The sequence below is a fragment of the Terrilactibacillus laevilacticus genome (assembly GCF_006517395.1).
GTDB lineage: Bacteria > Bacillota > Bacilli > Bacillales > Sporolactobacillaceae > Terrilactibacillus > Terrilactibacillus laevilacticus.
The window spans coordinates 372,547-389,787 of record NZ_VDCY01000001.1 but is presented as its reverse complement, the minus strand read 5'-3'; the positions used below and the strand labels follow the sequence as shown (position 1 = coordinate 389,787).

Genomic DNA, 17,241 nt, shown 5'->3' with positions numbered 1-17,241 from the left:
CAACGCGAGGAATGCCGGTCCTCGAGAACTGCCGCCGCTCTTATCCTTCCGACGACCAGGACGGGCTAGTACTGGCGTTTCTTGCAGGATGCCAGCGTACTTAGCCAGTAACCTTTTTCATTTGTCACCTTTTTGAACACGCACTTATAGATTAATAGACTTGATTAATGATTGAAGATGCAACACGATAGATTGGCAATACTTCATCAACCTCTACCGTTTCAATTAACATCTTTGGCATCCCAAAAACAACAGCTGTTTCTCTACTTTCTGCAATCGTATAACAGCACGTTCTTTTTTTTAACAGTTTTGTCCCTTCTGCCCCATCTTTCCCCATTCCCGTCAAGATAGCTATGATAAATTGATACTGATTTAGGGGACATAAGGATTGAAGCAGAACATCAAATGCTGGCTTCACACCATGCAAAGGCGGGGTATCTATCAAGTCAATTCTGAGGTTTTTTCCGTCTTCTTTTATGGTCATATGATGACCTCCTGGTGCGATATAAGCGTGTCCATTTTGAATGATTTCTCCATGGACAGCTTCGCTTACATTGCATGACGATGTTTCATTTAATCGCTCTGCTAATGACTTTGTAAATTTGCTAGGCATATGCTGGACAATAAGTACCGCTGCCTGAAGATCTTTAGGAAGACGAGAGATCACTTCGTATAACGCTTTTGGACCACCCGTTGATGCACCAATGCATATTATTTTACGTGATGGATGACTCCTCTTTGTATGGTCACTCGCTTGCCTTTTTCGTTCTTCATGTTTATTATCGGCAAGCTTTCCATTCATTCGAAGGTCTATTTCCTTACATTGCTTAATTTTTTCAATTAATTCTTCTTTGATAACTTCAATATCAAGCGAGATCTGACCAGAAGGTTTTGCGATAAAATCAATGGCTCCCCTTTTGATGGCTTCACGCGCGGCATCAGCGCCTTTTTGAGTTCCGCCAGATACTATTAAAATAGGAGTAGGACATTGTGCCATTATTTTTGTTAAAACATCTAACCCATTTTCTTCATATAATTCAACATCTAGTGTTATAACGTCAGGTTTCAGTTCTAATGTTTTTTTCAGGGCTGTTTCTCCATTTCTCGCAGTAGCAACCACTTCGATATCTGGATCACTATTAATCATATCTTGCAGCATTCTTCTCATAAACGCGGAATCATCAACGACTAAAACGGATATTTTTTTCATGATTGATCAATTCTTACCGTTTGTAAGCATTTTTCAATACGATCAAAAAATCTTGTGCTTTTCTGATCATCCAACTGACTTAGATAATGTAAATATTTTCGTGCACAGATTCTCGAAAATATATTTTGCATAGAAAAAGGATGACTCATGGTATCCGTATCGTCAGAATTAGATGGAAAGATACAGGCCCATTTAAATGCCTTTTTTAAGTGCCGATCTGAAATCTTTATAAGTCTCTCTCCAATTTTTATTGCATCACCAAGTGTTTTCTCCTCAATTAGAACACAGGCAAGTTCTAAATCTTGATACAACTGTCGAAACTTTTTAAGCATCGAATATGTCGAAAGGACGGCTTGTTCAGTTCCCTTTGATAAAAACAGCAACATATCAAAAACAGATCCATAATTTTCAAAGTCATTGACATGTTCAAAATCAAATAAAAAACAATCAAAGTCATTCTTTATTTCATTAAAGCTCATTTTTAGCTCGCTTAGGCATTCATTATTTTTCTTGAGATTGTCAATCAATTGCGAACCACTTCTCATGTATGAAACGTCATGATATCGAACCATAGCATTCTTAATCGGTTGTTTTCTGTTTAATGTTTCCGCAATACTTATAGATTGTGGAACTCCTGTCCATGGCTGTACTTCGTTTCCTAGATAGATAACCAAGACTCTCTTGCCAAATTCAGATAAAGATTGTGATAAAGTTAAGCAAAAACAGGATTGTGATGAATTTCGAGAATGTCCTGAAATAGCAAGATAGTTTGGAACATATGGATGATGATTTTCCATGCGTAGTCTAAGACTCTCTGCTTGATCTATCACGATCTATCCCCCCTAAAAATTCATCCACTAGATGACTTGGATTTGCTTGAATCAAATCATCTGGAACATTTTGACCATTGGTTATATAGGCAGATGGAACGTTTTTAAAGTGAAGCAGTAAACTTATCATAGCGCCATAAGTCAATGTCTCGTCCATTTTTGTGAAAATAAAAGCATGGATTGGAACTGTGGAGAAGCGATGGACAATTTGCTTCATATCAACATATTTTGCCGTAGCAGATAATACAAGATAATTTGTCATATGTTGATTAAATTGAATTAAACCTTTTAATTCTTTTACATAAGTTTCATCAAGATAGTTTCGACCTGCCGTATCAATAAAAACAATATCATACGATTCCAGTTGTTTTTTTACTTTATTAAAATCTTGATGATTATAAACAACAAATAAAGGAATGTTTAGAATCCTAGCATAGGTTTTTAATTGATCAATGGCTGAAATTCGAAATGTATCAGTCGTCATGAAAGCCACAGATTTGCCTTCATCTAATACTGAGCGACCAGCTAGTTTAGCTAGTGTCGTTGTCTTCCCAACTCCTGTTGGTCCAACAACTGTGATCATATGTGAAGATGACGTTGGCTGATTAAACTGATGACGAGTAAGATGCTTAACCAAATGTTTTTTTACAACGAGTAACAAATCATGATACGTCATCGTTTCATCACTAAGATACCAGTTTTTAATCATTTCTTGGGTACAAACATCAACATGCTCGATTTCTAGCCCTTGATCAATCAAACTTGTTTTTATTCTTTCTATTGGATGCGGTAATTCCATATTCAAGGGTGCTACTTTTTGAGGGATGATCGTTCTCTTCATATCTGATATCTTTTCATCATGTCTTGCCAAGTCTGGTCGGACTCTTTTTTCAGGAAAGGGTTCTGGATCCATCGCTGCAAGAACCTCAATATATTCAGTTTTTAATAAATTGAAAAGTCGAGCTTTTTTTACCTTTTTTGTATTTAAGATCACTGCATCAGATCCAAGCTCTTTCTTAACTTTTTCCATAGCCTGAGACATGGTTGGTGCCACTATTTTTTTTATCTTCATGCTGCATTCACCACCCCAATACTTTGAACTTGCACATAAGCTTCCAATTCATTATAAGAAAGAACAGCCACATTTGGAAAATACCTTTCGATAAGTTGTCTGATATATCGCCTAATTGCTGGTGAACAAAGAATGACAGGTTCATTTTCAGCATCTACCCATTGCTCTACGTAACTTGAAACTTCTTTCAAAAATTGCCCTGAATCTTCTGTTCCTAAAGCCAGATAATGGCCGTGTTCGGTTTTCTGTACCGCACTTGCAATCCGACGTTCCATATCTGGACTTATCGTAATGACTTTTAATGTTTTGTCTTCATCTGTGTATTTATCAGTAATCTGCCTAGACAAGGCTTGTCTTACATATTCAGTCAATAAATCTGGATCTTTTGTCAATGCCCCATAATCAGCCATTACCTCAAAAATAACAGGAAGATTTCGAATAGATAATTTTTCTCTTAGTAAATTGACAAGTATCTTTTGGATGTCACCTAAGTTTAATAATTCAGGCGAAACTTCATCTACAAGAGTCGCATTCTTTTCTCTTAAATGATCAATTAATTGTTTTACTTCTTGACGGCCTAACAATTCATGCAAATGCTGTTTTAATACTTCTGTTAAATGGGTTGTAACAACAGATGGCGGGTCAACAACTGTGTAACCCGAAAGTTCCGCTTTTTCTTTCATTTGTTCGGTTATCCACAAAGCGGGTAGACCAAAAGCAGGTTCAGTTGTTTGGATTCCTTGAATGGCTGGGTCATCAATGCCTGGACTCATGGCAAGATAATGATCGTATAGTAATTCTCCATTCGCCACTTCACTGCCTTTTATTTTAATTCGATATTGATTTGGCTCTAATTGAATATTATCTCGTATCCGTATAATCGGAAGGACAACACCCATTTCTACTGCAAGTTGCCTTCTTATCATGACAATCCGATCTAAAAGATCTCCGCCTTGACTACTATCTGCTAGAGGAACTAGGGCGTATCCAAATTCAAATTCAATGGGATCTACTTGAATTAAATCGATGACACTTTCTTGACTTTTAAACGTTTCTTCTAAGGCTTGTCCTTCTGCTATTTCATCTAATTCATTTTGCTTGCTTCCATTTTGCCTTAACAGGTAACCCCCTATAATTAATAAAGCTGCTATAGGCAAAGTCAAAACAAAACCAATCGGAGTTAAACCAAGAACTAAGATAACAGAACCTGCAACTATCAACATAACAGGATAAGCTAGAAGTTGAGTCCGAATATCTTGACCGATATTACTATCATCTGTAGCAGCCCTTGTTACAACAATACCTGTAGCTGTAGAAATAAGCAGTGCGGGAATTTGACTAACAATGCCATCACCAACCGTTAATAACGAGTATGTTTGGGAAGCTTCGGCTAAGCCTAATCCTTGTTGAACCATACCAATAATAATCCCTACAATCAGATTAATGCTGACAATAATGATACTTGCGATGGCATCACCTTTTACAAATTTGCTTGCACCATCCATGGCTCCATAAAAATCAGCTTCTCGTTCAATTTTTTCACGGCGGGTTTTTGCTTGTAATTCATTTATTAATCCTGCATTTAAATCAGCATCAATACTCATTTGTTTACCTGGCATCGCATCCAAAGTAAACCTAGCAGCAACCTCCGATACACGTTCAGCCCCTTTGGTAATTACAATAAATTGAATAATGATGAGAATAAGAAAAATCACCAAACCAACAATAATATTACCGCCAACGACAAATTGTCCAAATGTAGAAATAACTTTTCCGGCTTCACCTTCACCAAGGATAAGACGTGTCGTTGAAATATTTAGACCTAATCGAAACAAAGTCAAAATTAAGAGTAATGAAGGAAAAACAGAAAATTGTAAAGGCTCATTCATATTCATAGAAACAAGCAATACAATGAGTGCAATAGTAATATTAATAATGATAAGAAAACTTAAAATAAAAGAAGGGAGTGGAATAATTAGCATTATGACAATTAAAATAACACCAAAAACCACAATTAAATCTCGTAATTTCATGGGGTCCTCCTTCATGACCAACTAGACTTTGCCTTTCAATCGATAAACATAGGCTAAAATTTCTGCGACCGCCTTAAAAAAAGTTTCGGGTACTGAGTCACCAATTTCCAATTCTTTGTACATGGCTCTCGCTAACGGCTTTTTTTCTACTATAACAATATCATTTTGTTTCGCTATCTCACGTATTTTTAAAGCAAGATAATCTGCACCTTTGGCAACAACTTTTGGTGCTTCCATTTGGCTATTATCATACATTAAAGCAACGGCAAAATGAGTCGGATTGGTAATCACGACATCAGCCTTTGGCAGCTCTTGCATCATACGACGCATGGCCATCTGCCTTTGTCTTTCTTTAATCTTAGACTTAATTAATGGATCACCCTCACTTTTTTTATACTCATCCTTAATATCTTGCTTCGACATTCTCATATTTTTTTCATAATCAAATTTTTGATATAAATAATCAAGAAAACCTAAAACGATGAGTCCAAGTGAAGAAGCGATTCCCATTTGTAAAACAACTTTTCCGATGATAAGAAGACTTTCACCTATGGGCTTAACCATGGTTTGTAGGACACTCGAACGATTAAGCCACAAAACAGAAAATGTAATCCATCCAATGACGAGTATTTTCAGTAAAGATTTTATAAATTCCACGATGGCTCTTAACGAATAAATCCGTTTAAAACCTTGGATTGGATCCAATCGTTCCATTTTGAATTGGAGGGATTCTGTTGAAAAAACAAATCCTACTTGCATTAACTGACTCCCAATCCCCATAATTAACGCCAAAATAAGAATAGGTGCGATTAATACACCAAAAGCTTTGAAAACATGAAGACTAAAGGTTTGGATATTGTGTTCGTTTAATGGTGTATTTAACCAGTTAGTATAAATATCTGACATAAATTGTAATAATGATTGACCCATATTCGCACTGATGGCCATAAATAATAAAAAAAAGGCAAGCATGGAAAATGCAGTGCTTAAATCAATACTTTTTACGACTTGACCTTTTTTTCTTCCTTCTTGTCGCTTTTTAGGTGTCGCCTTTTCAGTCTTTTCACCTGCAAAGTATTGCAGATTTAGTCTCCACATTACGAATTTCCTCCCAAATACTTCATATATTCAACCATGATTTGGGTCATAGAGTCAGAAATAGAGCGAAACATGATAAATAAAATCGGAAAAATAAAGATAAGTAAAATGAATCCAACGACAATTTTTAATGGCAAGCCGACAACAAAGATATTTATCTGCGGAACGGTTCTCGCCACTAATCCAAGCGCGACGTCGACAAGAAATAAGCTTCCTACAATTGGTAGAGCCATTTGGAAACTAATGGCCACCATTTGCAAAAATACCGTGACAACAAAATGAACTGTTGTTCCATCCATCAAATGAATGGATAACTGATTGATTGGAACAAGAGAAAAACTATATAACACACCATTAAGCAACATATGATGGGCATTAATTCCTAAAAAAAATAGAATAGCTAAAGTATATAAAAATTGTCCTGTTATCGGAGAGGTTGCGCCGTTCTCAGGGTTTATGGTATTTGCGATAGCAAATCCTATTTGAATGTCGATAAAAGCTCCTGCGAATTGAATGGCATAAACAATTAAACCACTCACAAATCCAATCGTTAGCCCAACTAACACTTCTTTTGAAATGAGAAGAACATATAATTCATTAAACTGAATGGGTTGTTTGTGTACAAGCACCGTTGCTACAATAAACGAAAGAATTAATGCGAGTCCCAGTTTAACAGCAGCCGGAATGGTTCGATAAGAAAAAATAGGTAATACAACAAAGACACTCGTCAAGCGTACCAATATCAACAAAAATGCTGGAAACTCATTTAATATGGACACAGTGGTTTAGCCTTTCATTTAATAAATTGATCAAGATTCGCAAAGATATTTTGCGTAAAAGTTAACATTTTTGAAAGCATCCAAGGTCCAAAAATAATTAAGCCAAACAATACAGCAACGATTTTAGGAACGAATGCAAGCGTTTGTTCTTGTATTTGGGTCGTTGCTTGAATAACACTTACAACAAGTCCAACAATGAGCGAAATAGCTAAAAGTGGTCCACATACCATAAGAACCGTATAAACACCTTTGTCAGCAATCGATAATATCATTTCTGAACTCATTTACTTACACCGCCTTTCTACTCAAATCAATAGCTCGAAAGGATCGATTTGACAATAAGATACCACCCATCCACCATAATAAAGAGTAATATTTTAAATGGTAAAGAGATCATGACCGGCGGTAACATCATCATCCCCATGGCCATTAGGACACTGGCCACAACCATATCGATTACTAGGAAAGGGATAAAAATCATAAACCCCATTTCAAAGGCTGTTTTTAGTTCACTAATAGTAAATGCTGGCACTAATGCTGTCATTGGGATATCTGTTACTGTTTTAGGTTGTTTGTAATGACCATAATTCATAAATAAAGCTAAATCCTTCTGTCTTGTTTCCTTAGCCATAAACACTTTCAATGGATCTTGCGCTTTCTTGACGGCTTGTTTCTGAGAGATCGTTCCTTTTAAATACGGCGTGAGAGCATCATGGTTAATCTGATGATAAACTGGCCCCATGATAAAGAAAGTTAAAAACAAGGCAAGACCTATTAACACTTGATTAGGTGGCATTTGCTGTGTCGAAAGGGATGTTCTAACAAATGACAAAACGATAATAATGCGTGTAAATGATGTCATGAGCAAAAGAATCGCCGGCGCAAGGGATAGTACCGTGAGTAACACCAATAACTGCACGGTTGTTGCAACATCATGAGGATTATTTGATATCATGCTCGTATTTAATCCTGGAATAAGATTATTCATGCTTGTTATCCTCTTCTTTAATGGCCATCTCTAAGTGCTTCTCTCGATTTAATTGCAGTGATTTGATTTTATCAGAGAAAATGGATTGAAATGAGCGACTTTGTGTTGGTTGATTTTTTTTCTGAGTTTTATCCACCGTCCATTCCATCATTTTCTTCATGTTCTTTTGAAACACATCAGGTTCGGTTTTTTTCTCAGTTAATGTCTTAATTAATTCACGATCATCGATCTCTTTTAATAATTGAACATTTTCTCCCACGCCAACGACCAGTACTTCATCACCTACACGAATTAATTGAACCGAGCGACGATGACCAACGGATACCCCACCAATATTTCGAATTGCTCCCGCCTCTTGATATGATTTTGAACGTTTAAGCATTAATTTATATAAAACATAAATCAATGCCAAAACGATGGCTAAAGCCCCAATCAATTTTAGGAAAATAAGAAAAACGTTTGGTCCTAAATGGGTTGTTTGTGACTGGTTGGTGTTATGATCCGATTTCTTTGAATCATTTTTTTGATTATTAAATTGATTGTAGACAGAATTATCATTATCAGAACTATTTGCCAATGCTTTGACATCTTGTCCAACAATAATATGAACAATGACAAGACTTATCATTAGCCACTTTCGAAACACATTTGCCACCTCTTTACTCCCTAACCTATCGCTTTTTTAATCGCTTCAATCACCCGATCAGCTTGGAAAGGTTTAACGATAAAATCTTTTGCTCCGGCTTGGATCGCATCAATAACCATGGCTTGTTGTCCCATAGCCGAGCACATAATAATTTTAGCCTGTGGGTCAATTTCTTTTATTTTTTTCAATGCACTAATCCCATCCATTTCTGGCATCGTAATATCCAATGTCACAAGATCGGGTTTAAGCTCTTCATATTTACTAACGGCTTCATAACCATCAGATGCTTCTCCCACAATTTCATATCCATTTTTTGTTAAAATGTCTTTAACCATCATTCTCATAAATGCAGCATCATCAACTACTAAAATACGTTGTCCCATTGTTATTCCTCCATTTAATATCTATATTTTATTTAGTCTATCTTTTTGATTTAATATTTCTGTAATCCTAACCCCAAAGTTTTCATCTACTACAACGACTTCCCCTTTAGCAATATACTTCTGATTAACTAAAATGTCTATGGGTTCGCCAGCTAATTTTTCTAGTTCTATGATCGATCCAGGGCCAAGTTCAAGAACTTCTTTAATTGTCTTCTTTGTGCTACCTAACTCAACGCTTATATTAAGTGGAATATCCATTAGCATACCAATATTTTGAGGATGCGTCGGATTATTTTCTTCTTCAAATGTTGAAAATTCAGCGGTTTGAACGTCTTGATAAGCGGGCTTTTTCTTAGGTTGTTGGAATTCGTGTTTAGGTTCAGACCGCACGTGTTCTTCTTCACTGATATAGTAAGAGGATTCCTCATCTTTAAAACTTGAATAATGATTTATTTCCTCCTCATCGTCCACGGATATTTGATTATCCGTAGTTGTATCAACCTGAGTCGCAGCATGAGTCTCCTCTGATTGATTTAATAATTTTTCAACGAGTGTTTTAGCAAAGTCGAGAGGGATAATTTGCATAATGTTTGAGTCGATTAATGAACCCACTTTTAAATCAAACGATATCTGAAGCATCAAATCATCTTCAGGCAAATTTTCGATCCCTTCATTTTCCTTTAAGTTCATGATCTTAGTTTTTGGTGGAGATATATCCACTTTACGATCAAAAACTGTCGACATGGAAGTGGCAGAAGACCCCATCATTTGATTCATCGCTTCTTGTACCGCACTCAATTCCATTTCACTAATTTCATCTGATACGCCTTGGCCATCTCCACCCATCATTAAATTAGCAATGATACTTGCATCATGCATTTTAATGATCAGTAAATTAGAACCTGTAAAGCCTTCAGTATAATTTACTAGAATAGAAACATATGGTACGGGGAATTTACTTTCCAACTCATCTCTTTCTATTAAACTGACTGTTGGAGTAGTAATATCTACCTTCTGATTTAGAAGGGTAGATAGGGCCGTTGCTGCACTACCAAATGAAATATTCCCAATCTCTCCTAAAACATCTTTCTCCATTTCGCTTAGAAAATCTCTAAGATTATGGGAAGATGTCTTTAATTCACTTTCCACTGAGATTGAAGATTCTTCTATATTATTTGTACTATTCCCAAGAAGCGCATCTATCTCTTCTTGCGTCAGTTTTCCGCCATCACTCATTTGTTTCATCCCCTCCCTCGATCTGCTTAATTATTTGGACAGCCATATGTTTATTTTTCTTTCCAGGTTGAGCTAAGAAAGTATCGATCTCTCCCACTTTAACCTTAATTGGCAAACCCACCATTTGATCTAGTTTAATCACGTCGCCAACATCTAAATTTAAGCATTCTTCAACACTAATTTCCGATTCTCCAAAGATCACTTTTAAAGGAACAGAGGATTTTTCGATATTTTTTTTCAGTGCCAACTCTTCATCCGGTGTTTTATCAAATTTTTTCTCATTCATCCAATAATGCATGGATAATTTTTGGATAACAGGTTCTAGTGCCATATGTGGTAAACAAATATTAATCATTCCACTAGATTCACCAATCGTCGTTGAAAGAGAAATGACAATGACGGTTTCGTTAGGCGAAATCATTTGCAGGAATAATGGATTTGTTTCAAAATCCAATTTTTTCAATTTTATTTGTTCTACAGATGACCAAGCCTCTTCAAACGTATAGAGAGCCTGTTTAAAGAGCTGCTTCATCAAATTCGACTCAATTTCAGTTAATTGATCGATCTTATTCATACTGTTGCCATATCCGCCTAATAACCGGTCCAACATCGCATAAGCAATATGAGGGTTGACTTCGATAATCAGTTGACCTTCTAGGGGTGGTACTTCTAATAAATTTATTACCGTTGTTTTTGGTACTGATCGAATAAATTCCTCAAAAGGTAATTGATCAATTGACGCCACGTTAATTTGCACATAAGTCCTTAGTTGAGCAGAAAAATAAGAGGTCAATAATCTAGCAAAATTCTCATGGATCCGACTTAAACTACGAATCTGGTCTTTTGAAAAACGTAAAGCACGTTTAAAATCATATTTACGCACTTTTTTTTCATTTTCTTCTTTTTTTAATTCTTCAGCATCCATTTCCCCCGTAGAGATGGCCGAAAGAAGAGCGTCTATTTCGGATTGTGATAAAACATCAGACATTTATGGCACCTCTTTTCTACTTCAAACCAGCTTAGACTATTGGATGAGCTTCTTGGTTGTATAAACATTAACGACTCGCCCTGATTTTAAGAATGCATTGATTTGATCTTTTATTAACTGCTGAAGGCGATCAATACCTTTAGAACCTTGAAGGTCATTTGGTGTTAAATTTGAAAGTATTAATATAATGGCATTTTTGACTTGAAATTCACGTTTCGTAAGTTCTTCTTTTGCATCCTTACTAGATACTTGAATTTTGAATTGCACATTCGCAAAATGGTTATCTTTCATATTCGTTGTCATTTCTTCTGTATCGATTGTCAAATCATTAACAATGGTATCAATACTAATGTCTTTTTTTTGTGCAGATGTCTTGTGTTCATGTATCATGTTCACGACAAAGAAACCGGCAACAGCTACAAAAATAAAAATAGCCATAATCGTAAATAAAATATTCATTCCCTTGCTTTTGAACAAGAGGACACCCCCTCATGAATGGCAGCTGACGAAACCAGTGGAACATTTTTCATAAAAGAGACGATTCTTTGATTAACTTCGTCCATCGATTCCTTGACAACTAATTTTTTACCCGTCGTTAAGGTTATCGTCGTATCTGGTAACGATTCAAATTGTTCGACTAAAAAAACATTGAGATAAAAAGAATGCCCATTTAACTTTGTCAGTTCAATCATCGTAAGACAACTTAGGGCATTCTAACGGCCCCAAGTCTTCCCCCTTACTTTAATTAGTTACGTTTTAAGTTCGTTAACTCTTGCAGGATTTGGTCGGCTGTTGTAATGACACGGGCATTCGCTTGGTAACCTCTTTGAGAAGTGATTAAACCTGTGAATTCGTCTGTTAAATCAACGTTAGACATTTCAAGTGCGCCAGATTTTACTTCACCTTGGCCGGTATATTCAGCAGCACCTGAGTTAGCTGAACGAGCAAAGAGAGAGCCTCCTACTTTCTCTAGTCCTTCTGGATTGGCAAAAGTAGCAACTCCTATTCGAACTATTGTTTCCAATTGTTGATCTGATTTTCTAATTCCTGAAATCGTTCCATCAGAACTAATCGTAATGGAACTATAATTATTTGGGTTGAAGTTAATAGGTGTACCGTTTTGACCACTACTTAGAACTTTAAGACCTTCAGAAGTGACAAGATCACGATTTTCATCTAAATAAAAATTTCCTGCACGAGTGTAGTAGGTGTTTGTACCATCAGTTACTTGAAAATATCCCTCACCTTGAATCATCAAATCAAGCGTGCGTCCAGTTGTTTGGGCATTTCCTTGAGATGCTATCGTATCAATAGAGCCAATTTGTGAGCCAAGCCCGATCTGAGAGGCATTAGTTCCGCCAACTCCATTCGTATTTGCAGCATTTTGAGAAGGGGTTGAACTCGTCAATGTTTGGTTAAATAAATCACTAAAATTCGCTCTTCCTTTTTTAAAGCCTGTTGTACCTACATTCGCAATATTATTACCAATAACATCTAGCTGAGTTTGATAGTTTTTCAATCCACTTACTCCAGCATATAAAGATCTTAACATGTCAATTCCTCCTTAGTTTTGGTTGTATCTGTCAGTCAACAACCTTTGGCTTCCTCAATAGGTCCAGCCTTAAATATCATTTAAAATGATGGTTCCATTAATATTTGTAAAAATATGTGCTTCTGCTTCTTTCCGATTCATGGCGGTGATCACCGTATTTTTAGGTGCACTGACAACAAGTGCAGCATTTTGAGTAATAACAAGAGAATCTGTAATTCCTTTATTTTTTGCTTCTATTAGTTTTGTGTGCATCTTATTCCATTGTGCGTTTGATAGATTAATATTTCTTTCATCCATCCTCTGTTTAGCGTGTTTCGATATCTTCACTGGAAGGTGTTCCAACTTATTTGCCAACAATTGATCGAAATGAGATGTTTTATTCGTTTGATTTTGTTTGACATTATTTTGTTTAATCCCTTGTTCGATAGGGAATGGGTGATATTGGTAACGATTGATATTAGACATTTGACTCTTGCCCTTCCGATACCGTGACGATTTGAGAAGGACTTAAGGTCTGATTATCATTTGTTATATATTCTACAGATCCATTTTGCATGGTTACGCTCTTAATTGTGCTCTTTATCAATTGGGTTGATGTGTTTCCTTCATCATCTGTTGATGTGCTATTCCATTCGATTTGTTTACCAATCATGGTTGACAAATTAGATAATTGATTTTGCGATTGACCGTTAACAAATTTTTCAAGCATGTCATTCATATTTTGCGTTTGTTCAAGTGTTGTAAATGAAGCCATCTGTGATATAAAACTCTTGTCATCCATTGGTTGAGTCGGATCTTGATTTTGTAATTGTGTAATAAGGATTTTTAAAAAATCATCTTTTCCTAAGATGCCATTTGATGTGCTGGTCGTATCAGACTTTTTAGGTAGGTAATAATCATTAGAAGCCGCTTGAACAACCATTTTTTATACCTCCTTAACTAAGAAATCATGAAAATCAAGTGGCCATGTTTTTATTTGAGACAACTCACTTTTTTTATGACGTCGTTTATGTTGTTCTTGATTTCTTTCTTCAGAAAAGTTCTGATTAAAATTCCCTTGATTATTTGGCTTAGACTCATTTGGCTCATGCTTATGGACATGTAGTTCCCGAACAACAATATCTTTTGACATTAATATATCTTTCAGTTCGTGTATGCCCGATTGCAATAATTTCTGAGTGTCGTCAGATTCTGAGAAGATATTAGCAGATAATCCATTTTCGTCTTGATTTAAAACAATGTGGATATTTCCCAAGTTGCTTGGATTCAGTTTAATGGTTAGTTCTTGAGTGTTTATCCTATTTAAATCCATGTGAGAATTTTCTAGCCATGCCACTATTTTTTCACTTATTTGAGCCGGTACTGAATTTGTTGCGGCAGATTGATTATTTTCATAGATTGAGAGTTGTTCAATCTTACTCATCTGACCATGAATTGGTTGAAATAAAGGCTTTCCATGACTTAATGAATCATCTTGATGTGTTATTCGCATGACTTTTTCTTGCTCTAATCTTGATAGTTGACTTCTCGTTACTCCGTGTTTTAAATTGCTAGAATAATCATGATTCCGATCTTGAACTGCATTTTGACTTTCTTTCTTATCCATTGTCTCAGAATGAAATTCAGTATACCTTACATCCTTTTGACTTGATTTTTCATATGAATAAGTTTTTTTTGCGTCTTCAACTTTATTTTGTTTTCTTCCCGTAACTATCGGAATAGGTGAATCTGAATGAGCTTGAATATTTTGTTCTTTTTTAACATCTGCTTTTTTATTCAGTAAATTAGATCCAAGTATTGCATTATTTTGATTGTTAATTTCTTTTCTGTCTTCATAAGAAATTGCAGTTTGATTCGTTTGTAACAGATGACTAGCCTTCAAAGGCTGACGATGCTTTTGATTAAGAGTCTTGTTTGGATTATCTTTTAAAAAGGTTTGCTCACTCTGTTCTTTCAATGTTTCTCTAATAGGTCGTGTTTTAGAAAGTCTATTTTTGCGAAGGACTGAATTAATATTGGCATTATGTTTTTCCGTAATTTGGTCCTTAACATTAAATTGATGCTTATTTGTTTCATCATGATGATGTATCGCTTGGACTGAATTTTGTAAAGAAGGAGATTCATTTATCTTCTTTATTATTCTGTTTTCACTCAGTAAGGACTGGATATTTTTATTATCTTCTGAATGAAGATAAGCTGATTTTTCATAAGTTTTCTTATTCCATAAGCTAAAGTTTACATTGTTTTTATCTCGTTCCGGGACGTTTATTTGAGAAGATGGGGTATCGATTTTTTTGGATCCTCTATCTTCATTAACACGGCCTGACTTTAATAAATGAGACATATTTTTTGATTGAACATCGACTTCTGTCCTGTTAACAATCGAATGCTCTTCTGGAATTGTCTTACCTTTTAAAATAGATGAACGGTTGACTTGTTTGTTATCAACTGATACGAGTTTATTCGTGAAATCACTCAATCTATCTTTCCGTAATAAATTGGGATTATTTATAGACATGGACTGATTTGAGTTTGCTGTTTGTTTTAAAGCATGTGTTTTTTTAGTGTTATTAAGTCGATTTTCAATACTCAAACCGTCAATATCTTTTTTAAACCCTTTTAACAACGGATTTGGTGAGTTACTCTCAACCATTTCGCGATTCGTTCCATGATAAAGTTCTCCATAAGACCCTTCATTAGGATGTTTAACCTGATTGATTTCATCTCTCATAGTTGTATTTCTAAGAGGCCATTTAGGTTTTCCCACATCTTTTACATGAGAATTATTTTCATAAGCATGACCTTCTCTATTTTGATCAAGTCGGTGATTAAGCTTTTTATCTGTAGAATCTTTGTTTGATGCAACCGTCATTTCGTTTTGTGAATTAAACTTTCTTCCAGTTTGCATCGGCTCTTGGTTAAAAATGTGTGTCACTATTGCGTGACGAAGTGTATCGTACTTGGAATCATCGATCAGATTCTGTTTACCATCTAACCGCTCATATTGTCCTTGTTCCATAACAGGTATGACACGAGAATTCGTATGTAAAAGAGAGGTGACAACTTTCTCTTTTTTCGAGCGAGTGAGATGTTTTTCATGTTTAGACGGAGATAAGGCATTATCTTCCTTAAAAAGATGTGGTCTTTTTTCACTCTTCACGAATTCGTCCTGAAAGACTTGATCAGCATTCTGTGAAACCGAAATCGTCTGTTTTGGTCCCATCTCTTCACTTATTAAATGATCAGATGGAGAATGTTGACGGTAATTTAAGTCTAAATTATCAACGTCTTTATGAACGGTTTCCTCGATAAAAGAGGATTTTTTTAATTCTGATGGAGCAATATGATCAACCGAACTTGGTACGATCGTATCATCAAGCGTTTTATCCTTTTTTAAATTCTCTGGGTTACCAATTAGATTTGATCCCTTCTTCATTTTCATCCAACTTCGAAAAGTTACCTGAGGACCCATCTTTAATTTTGTTGAGCTCTTTTTATTCGTTAATATGGATGACTTAACAGAAATTTTCTGTGCAATGGTTTTCGTCTGCAACATTTTCACCTCCTTTCACTATAAGTGCGTGTTCAAAAAGGTGACAAATTAGAAGCAAGAAGATCAAGGCGGCGCTGTTTTGAGGACCGGAAAAACGAGCCAACGCCGAGATTCGCAGCTTATCATTTGGTGACTTTTTGAACAACCTCTATAAGAATAAATACAAATCCCTATCTTTCACGAAAATGACACTTCCAAAAAATGATTAAGGCATATCATTTCAAGGACTAGACAATGTTCCCGTACTAGAAGAATCTGTTGTATTGTCAATACTAGCTTCTTGCTGATTCTTTGATGGCTTGAGTAATTTCGTAATATCGGCTGCTTTCGCTGGATCCATATTATTTAAAATTTGAGCTTTTGTTTTATTGTCAAGCATGTTTATATAATCCGAAGCATCTTTAACACTCATTTTTTCAAAGATTGCTGCTGCTTTTTCTGGATCCATATTTCGATAAGTTTGATTAACCAAATTCGCTTTTGACTGACTAGCTTGTGATGGATCAGTTTGTTTTTTTGGTTTATTTGAACTTGTTTCTTGAATCTGCTTATTTAAGGCATCAATTTGATCCGATTTTTGAGTGATTTCATCACGTAACTTATTAATCGTTTTTGATTGTGATGCGATCTCCCTTCTCATGGCCGTTGCATCATTAGGAACGGTGTTTCCTTTATTGGCAAGTTGGTGTGTTTTTTCCGATTTTCCATTGATCAAGCTTTTCATTTCTGCCATTGGGTTTAATCCAACAAAATTCATAATCAGCAATGTTAATATACCCAAAAATATGATAGGAATGATAATGACAAGTAGCGCTTTAATCGTTTTTAATGCAAGACTTGTCTTCTCCATTTTTCACATAACCCCTTAGTCTT

At 35.6% G+C, this 17,241-nt stretch carries 19 protein-coding genes; all 19 read right to left on the bottom strand.

The window, feature by feature from the left end:
• Window positions 1-151 precede the first annotated feature (151 nt).
• A complete protein-coding gene (locus tag FG390_RS01735; RefSeq protein ID WP_141189289.1) occupies window positions 152-1,210 on the bottom strand; it encodes a protein-glutamate methylesterase/protein-glutamine glutaminase in 1,059 nt (352 codons plus the stop codon).
• The gene (locus FG390_RS01730; protein WP_141189288.1) at window positions 1,207-2,040 is read right to left on the bottom strand and encodes a P-loop NTPase family protein; all 834 of its coding nucleotides are present in this window, start codon (window positions 2,038-2,040) and stop codon (window positions 1,207-1,209) included. Before FG390_RS01730 ends, FG390_RS01735 begins: the two co-directional genes overlap by 4 nt.
• A complete protein-coding gene (locus FG390_RS01725) occupies window positions 2,015-3,112 on the bottom strand; it encodes a flagellar biosynthesis protein FlhF (protein WP_141189287.1) in 1,098 nt (365 codons plus the stop codon). The genes FG390_RS01730 and FG390_RS01725 overlap by 26 nt, the downstream gene beginning before the upstream one ends.
• Window positions 3,109-5,145, bottom strand: a complete 2,037-nt coding sequence (gene flhA, locus FG390_RS01720; RefSeq protein ID WP_141189286.1) for a flagellar biosynthesis protein FlhA — start codon at window positions 5,143-5,145, stop codon at window positions 3,109-3,111. Before flhA ends, FG390_RS01725 begins: the two co-directional genes overlap by 4 nt.
• A gap of 21 nt (window positions 5,146-5,166) precedes the next feature.
• A complete protein-coding gene (gene flhB / locus FG390_RS01715; RefSeq protein ID WP_141189285.1) occupies window positions 5,167-6,243 on the bottom strand; it encodes a flagellar biosynthesis protein FlhB in 1,077 nt (358 codons plus the stop codon).
• On the bottom strand, window positions 6,243-6,992 hold the full coding sequence (gene fliR, locus FG390_RS01710; RefSeq protein WP_246092623.1) for a flagellar biosynthetic protein FliR: 750 nt from the start codon (window positions 6,990-6,992) through the stop codon (window positions 6,243-6,245). The genes flhB and fliR overlap by 1 nt, the downstream gene beginning before the upstream one ends.
• Window positions 6,993-7,036: 44 nt before the next feature.
• Window positions 7,037-7,306 carry a flagellar biosynthesis protein FliQ gene (gene fliQ / locus FG390_RS01705; RefSeq protein WP_141189283.1) on the bottom strand — a complete coding sequence of 90 codons (270 nt, stop codon included), beginning with the start codon at window positions 7,304-7,306 and terminating at the stop codon, window positions 7,037-7,039.
• Window positions 7,307-7,332: 26 nt separating this feature from the next.
• On the bottom strand, window positions 7,333-8,010 hold the full coding sequence (gene fliP / locus FG390_RS01700) for a flagellar type III secretion system pore protein FliP (protein ID WP_141189282.1): 678 nt from the start codon (window positions 8,008-8,010) through the stop codon (window positions 7,333-7,335).
• The gene (locus FG390_RS01695) at window positions 8,003-8,665 is read right to left on the bottom strand and encodes a flagellar biosynthetic protein FliO (protein ID WP_141189281.1); all 663 of its coding nucleotides are present in this window, start codon (window positions 8,663-8,665) and stop codon (window positions 8,003-8,005) included. The genes fliP and FG390_RS01695 overlap by 8 nt, the downstream gene beginning before the upstream one ends.
• A gap of 11 nt (window positions 8,666-8,676) precedes the next feature.
• Complete coding sequence (locus FG390_RS01690; protein WP_141189280.1) at window positions 8,677-9,039, bottom strand: response regulator; 363 nt, start codon at window positions 9,037-9,039, stop codon at window positions 8,677-8,679.
• A gap of 21 nt (window positions 9,040-9,060) precedes the next feature.
• A complete protein-coding gene (gene fliY, locus FG390_RS01685) occupies window positions 9,061-10,275 on the bottom strand; it encodes a flagellar motor switch phosphatase FliY (RefSeq protein ID WP_141189279.1) in 1,215 nt (404 codons plus the stop codon).
• Window positions 10,268-11,263 carry a flagellar motor switch protein FliM gene (fliM, locus tag FG390_RS01680; RefSeq protein ID WP_141189278.1) on the bottom strand — a complete coding sequence of 332 codons (996 nt, stop codon included), beginning with the start codon at window positions 11,261-11,263 and terminating at the stop codon, window positions 10,268-10,270. The genes fliY and fliM overlap by 8 nt, the downstream gene beginning before the upstream one ends.
• Window positions 11,264-11,299: 36 nt before the next feature.
• Window positions 11,300-11,740, bottom strand: coding sequence for a flagellar basal body-associated FliL family protein (locus tag FG390_RS01675; RefSeq protein ID WP_141189277.1), 441 nt, complete (start codon window positions 11,738-11,740; stop codon window positions 11,300-11,302).
• Window positions 11,719-11,955 carry a flagellar FlbD family protein gene (locus FG390_RS01670; protein ID WP_141189276.1) on the bottom strand — a complete coding sequence of 79 codons (237 nt, stop codon included), beginning with the start codon at window positions 11,953-11,955 and terminating at the stop codon, window positions 11,719-11,721. Before FG390_RS01670 ends, FG390_RS01675 begins: the two co-directional genes overlap by 22 nt.
• A gap of 53 nt (window positions 11,956-12,008) precedes the next feature.
• Window positions 12,009-12,815 (bottom strand): flagellar hook-basal body complex protein, encoded by an 807-nt coding sequence (locus FG390_RS01665; RefSeq protein WP_141189275.1) that lies wholly within the window; start codon window positions 12,813-12,815, stop codon window positions 12,009-12,011.
• A gap of 69 nt (window positions 12,816-12,884) precedes the next feature.
• Window positions 12,885-13,280: a TIGR02530 family flagellar biosynthesis protein gene (locus FG390_RS01660; RefSeq protein ID WP_141189274.1), complete on the bottom strand. Its 396-nt coding sequence runs from the start codon at window positions 13,278-13,280 to the stop codon at window positions 12,885-12,887.
• Window positions 13,273-13,737: a flagellar hook assembly protein FlgD gene (flgD, locus tag FG390_RS01655; RefSeq protein WP_141189273.1), complete on the bottom strand. Its 465-nt coding sequence runs from the start codon at window positions 13,735-13,737 to the stop codon at window positions 13,273-13,275. The genes FG390_RS01660 and flgD overlap by 8 nt, the downstream gene beginning before the upstream one ends.
• Window positions 13,738-13,740: 3 nt before the next feature.
• Window positions 13,741-16,371 (bottom strand): flagellar hook-length control protein FliK, encoded by a 2,631-nt coding sequence (locus FG390_RS01650; RefSeq protein ID WP_141189272.1) that lies wholly within the window; start codon window positions 16,369-16,371, stop codon window positions 13,741-13,743.
• Between the two features lie 217 nt (window positions 16,372-16,588).
• Complete coding sequence (locus FG390_RS01645; RefSeq protein ID WP_141189271.1) at window positions 16,589-17,218, bottom strand: MotE family protein; 630 nt, start codon at window positions 17,216-17,218, stop codon at window positions 16,589-16,591.
• Window positions 17,219-17,241: the final 23 nt, after the last annotated feature.

Bases quoted from the DNA above. Each gene is read 5' to 3' on its own strand.
- FG390_RS01735 (WP_141189289.1), bottom strand. From the start codon at position 1,210: ATGAAAAAAATATCCGTTTTAGTCGTTGATGATTCCGCGTTTATGAGA.
- FG390_RS01725 (WP_141189287.1), bottom strand. From the start codon at position 3,112: ATGAAGATAAAAAAAATAGTGGCACCAACCATGTCTCAGGCTATGGAA.
- flhA (WP_141189286.1), bottom strand. From the start codon at position 5,145: ATGAAATTACGAGATTTAATTGTGGTTTTTGGTGTTATTTTAATTGTC.
- flhB (WP_141189285.1), bottom strand. From the start codon at position 6,243: ATGTGGAGACTAAATCTGCAATACTTTGCAGGTGAAAAGACTGAAAAG.
- fliQ (WP_141189283.1), bottom strand. From the start codon at position 7,306: ATGAGTTCAGAAATGATATTATCGATTGCTGACAAAGGTGTTTATACG.
- fliP (WP_141189282.1), bottom strand. From the start codon at position 8,010: ATGAATAATCTTATTCCAGGATTAAATACGAGCATGATATCAAATAAT.
- FG390_RS01690 (WP_141189280.1), bottom strand. From the start codon at position 9,039: ATGGGACAACGTATTTTAGTAGTTGATGATGCTGCATTTATGAGAATG.
- fliY (WP_141189279.1), bottom strand. From the start codon at position 10,275: ATGAGTGATGGCGGAAAACTGACGCAAGAAGAGATAGATGCGCTTCTT.
- fliM (WP_141189278.1), bottom strand. From the start codon at position 11,263: ATGTCTGATGTTTTATCACAATCCGAAATAGACGCTCTTCTTTCGGCC.
- FG390_RS01670 (WP_141189276.1), bottom strand. From the start codon at position 11,955: ATGATTGAACTGACAAAGTTAAATGGGCATTCTTTTTATCTCAATGTT.
- FG390_RS01665 (WP_141189275.1), bottom strand. From the start codon at position 12,815: ATGTTAAGATCTTTATATGCTGGAGTAAGTGGATTGAAAAACTATCAA.
- FG390_RS01660 (WP_141189274.1), bottom strand. From the start codon at position 13,280: ATGTCTAATATCAATCGTTACCAATATCACCCATTCCCTATCGAACAA.
- flgD (WP_141189273.1), bottom strand. From the start codon at position 13,737: ATGGTTGTTCAAGCGGCTTCTAATGATTATTACCTACCTAAAAAGTCT.
- FG390_RS01650 (WP_141189272.1), bottom strand. From the start codon at position 16,371: ATGTTGCAGACGAAAACCATTGCACAGAAAATTTCTGTTAAGTCATCC.
- FG390_RS01645 (WP_141189271.1), bottom strand. From the start codon at position 17,218: ATGGAGAAGACAAGTCTTGCATTAAAAACGATTAAAGCGCTACTTGTC.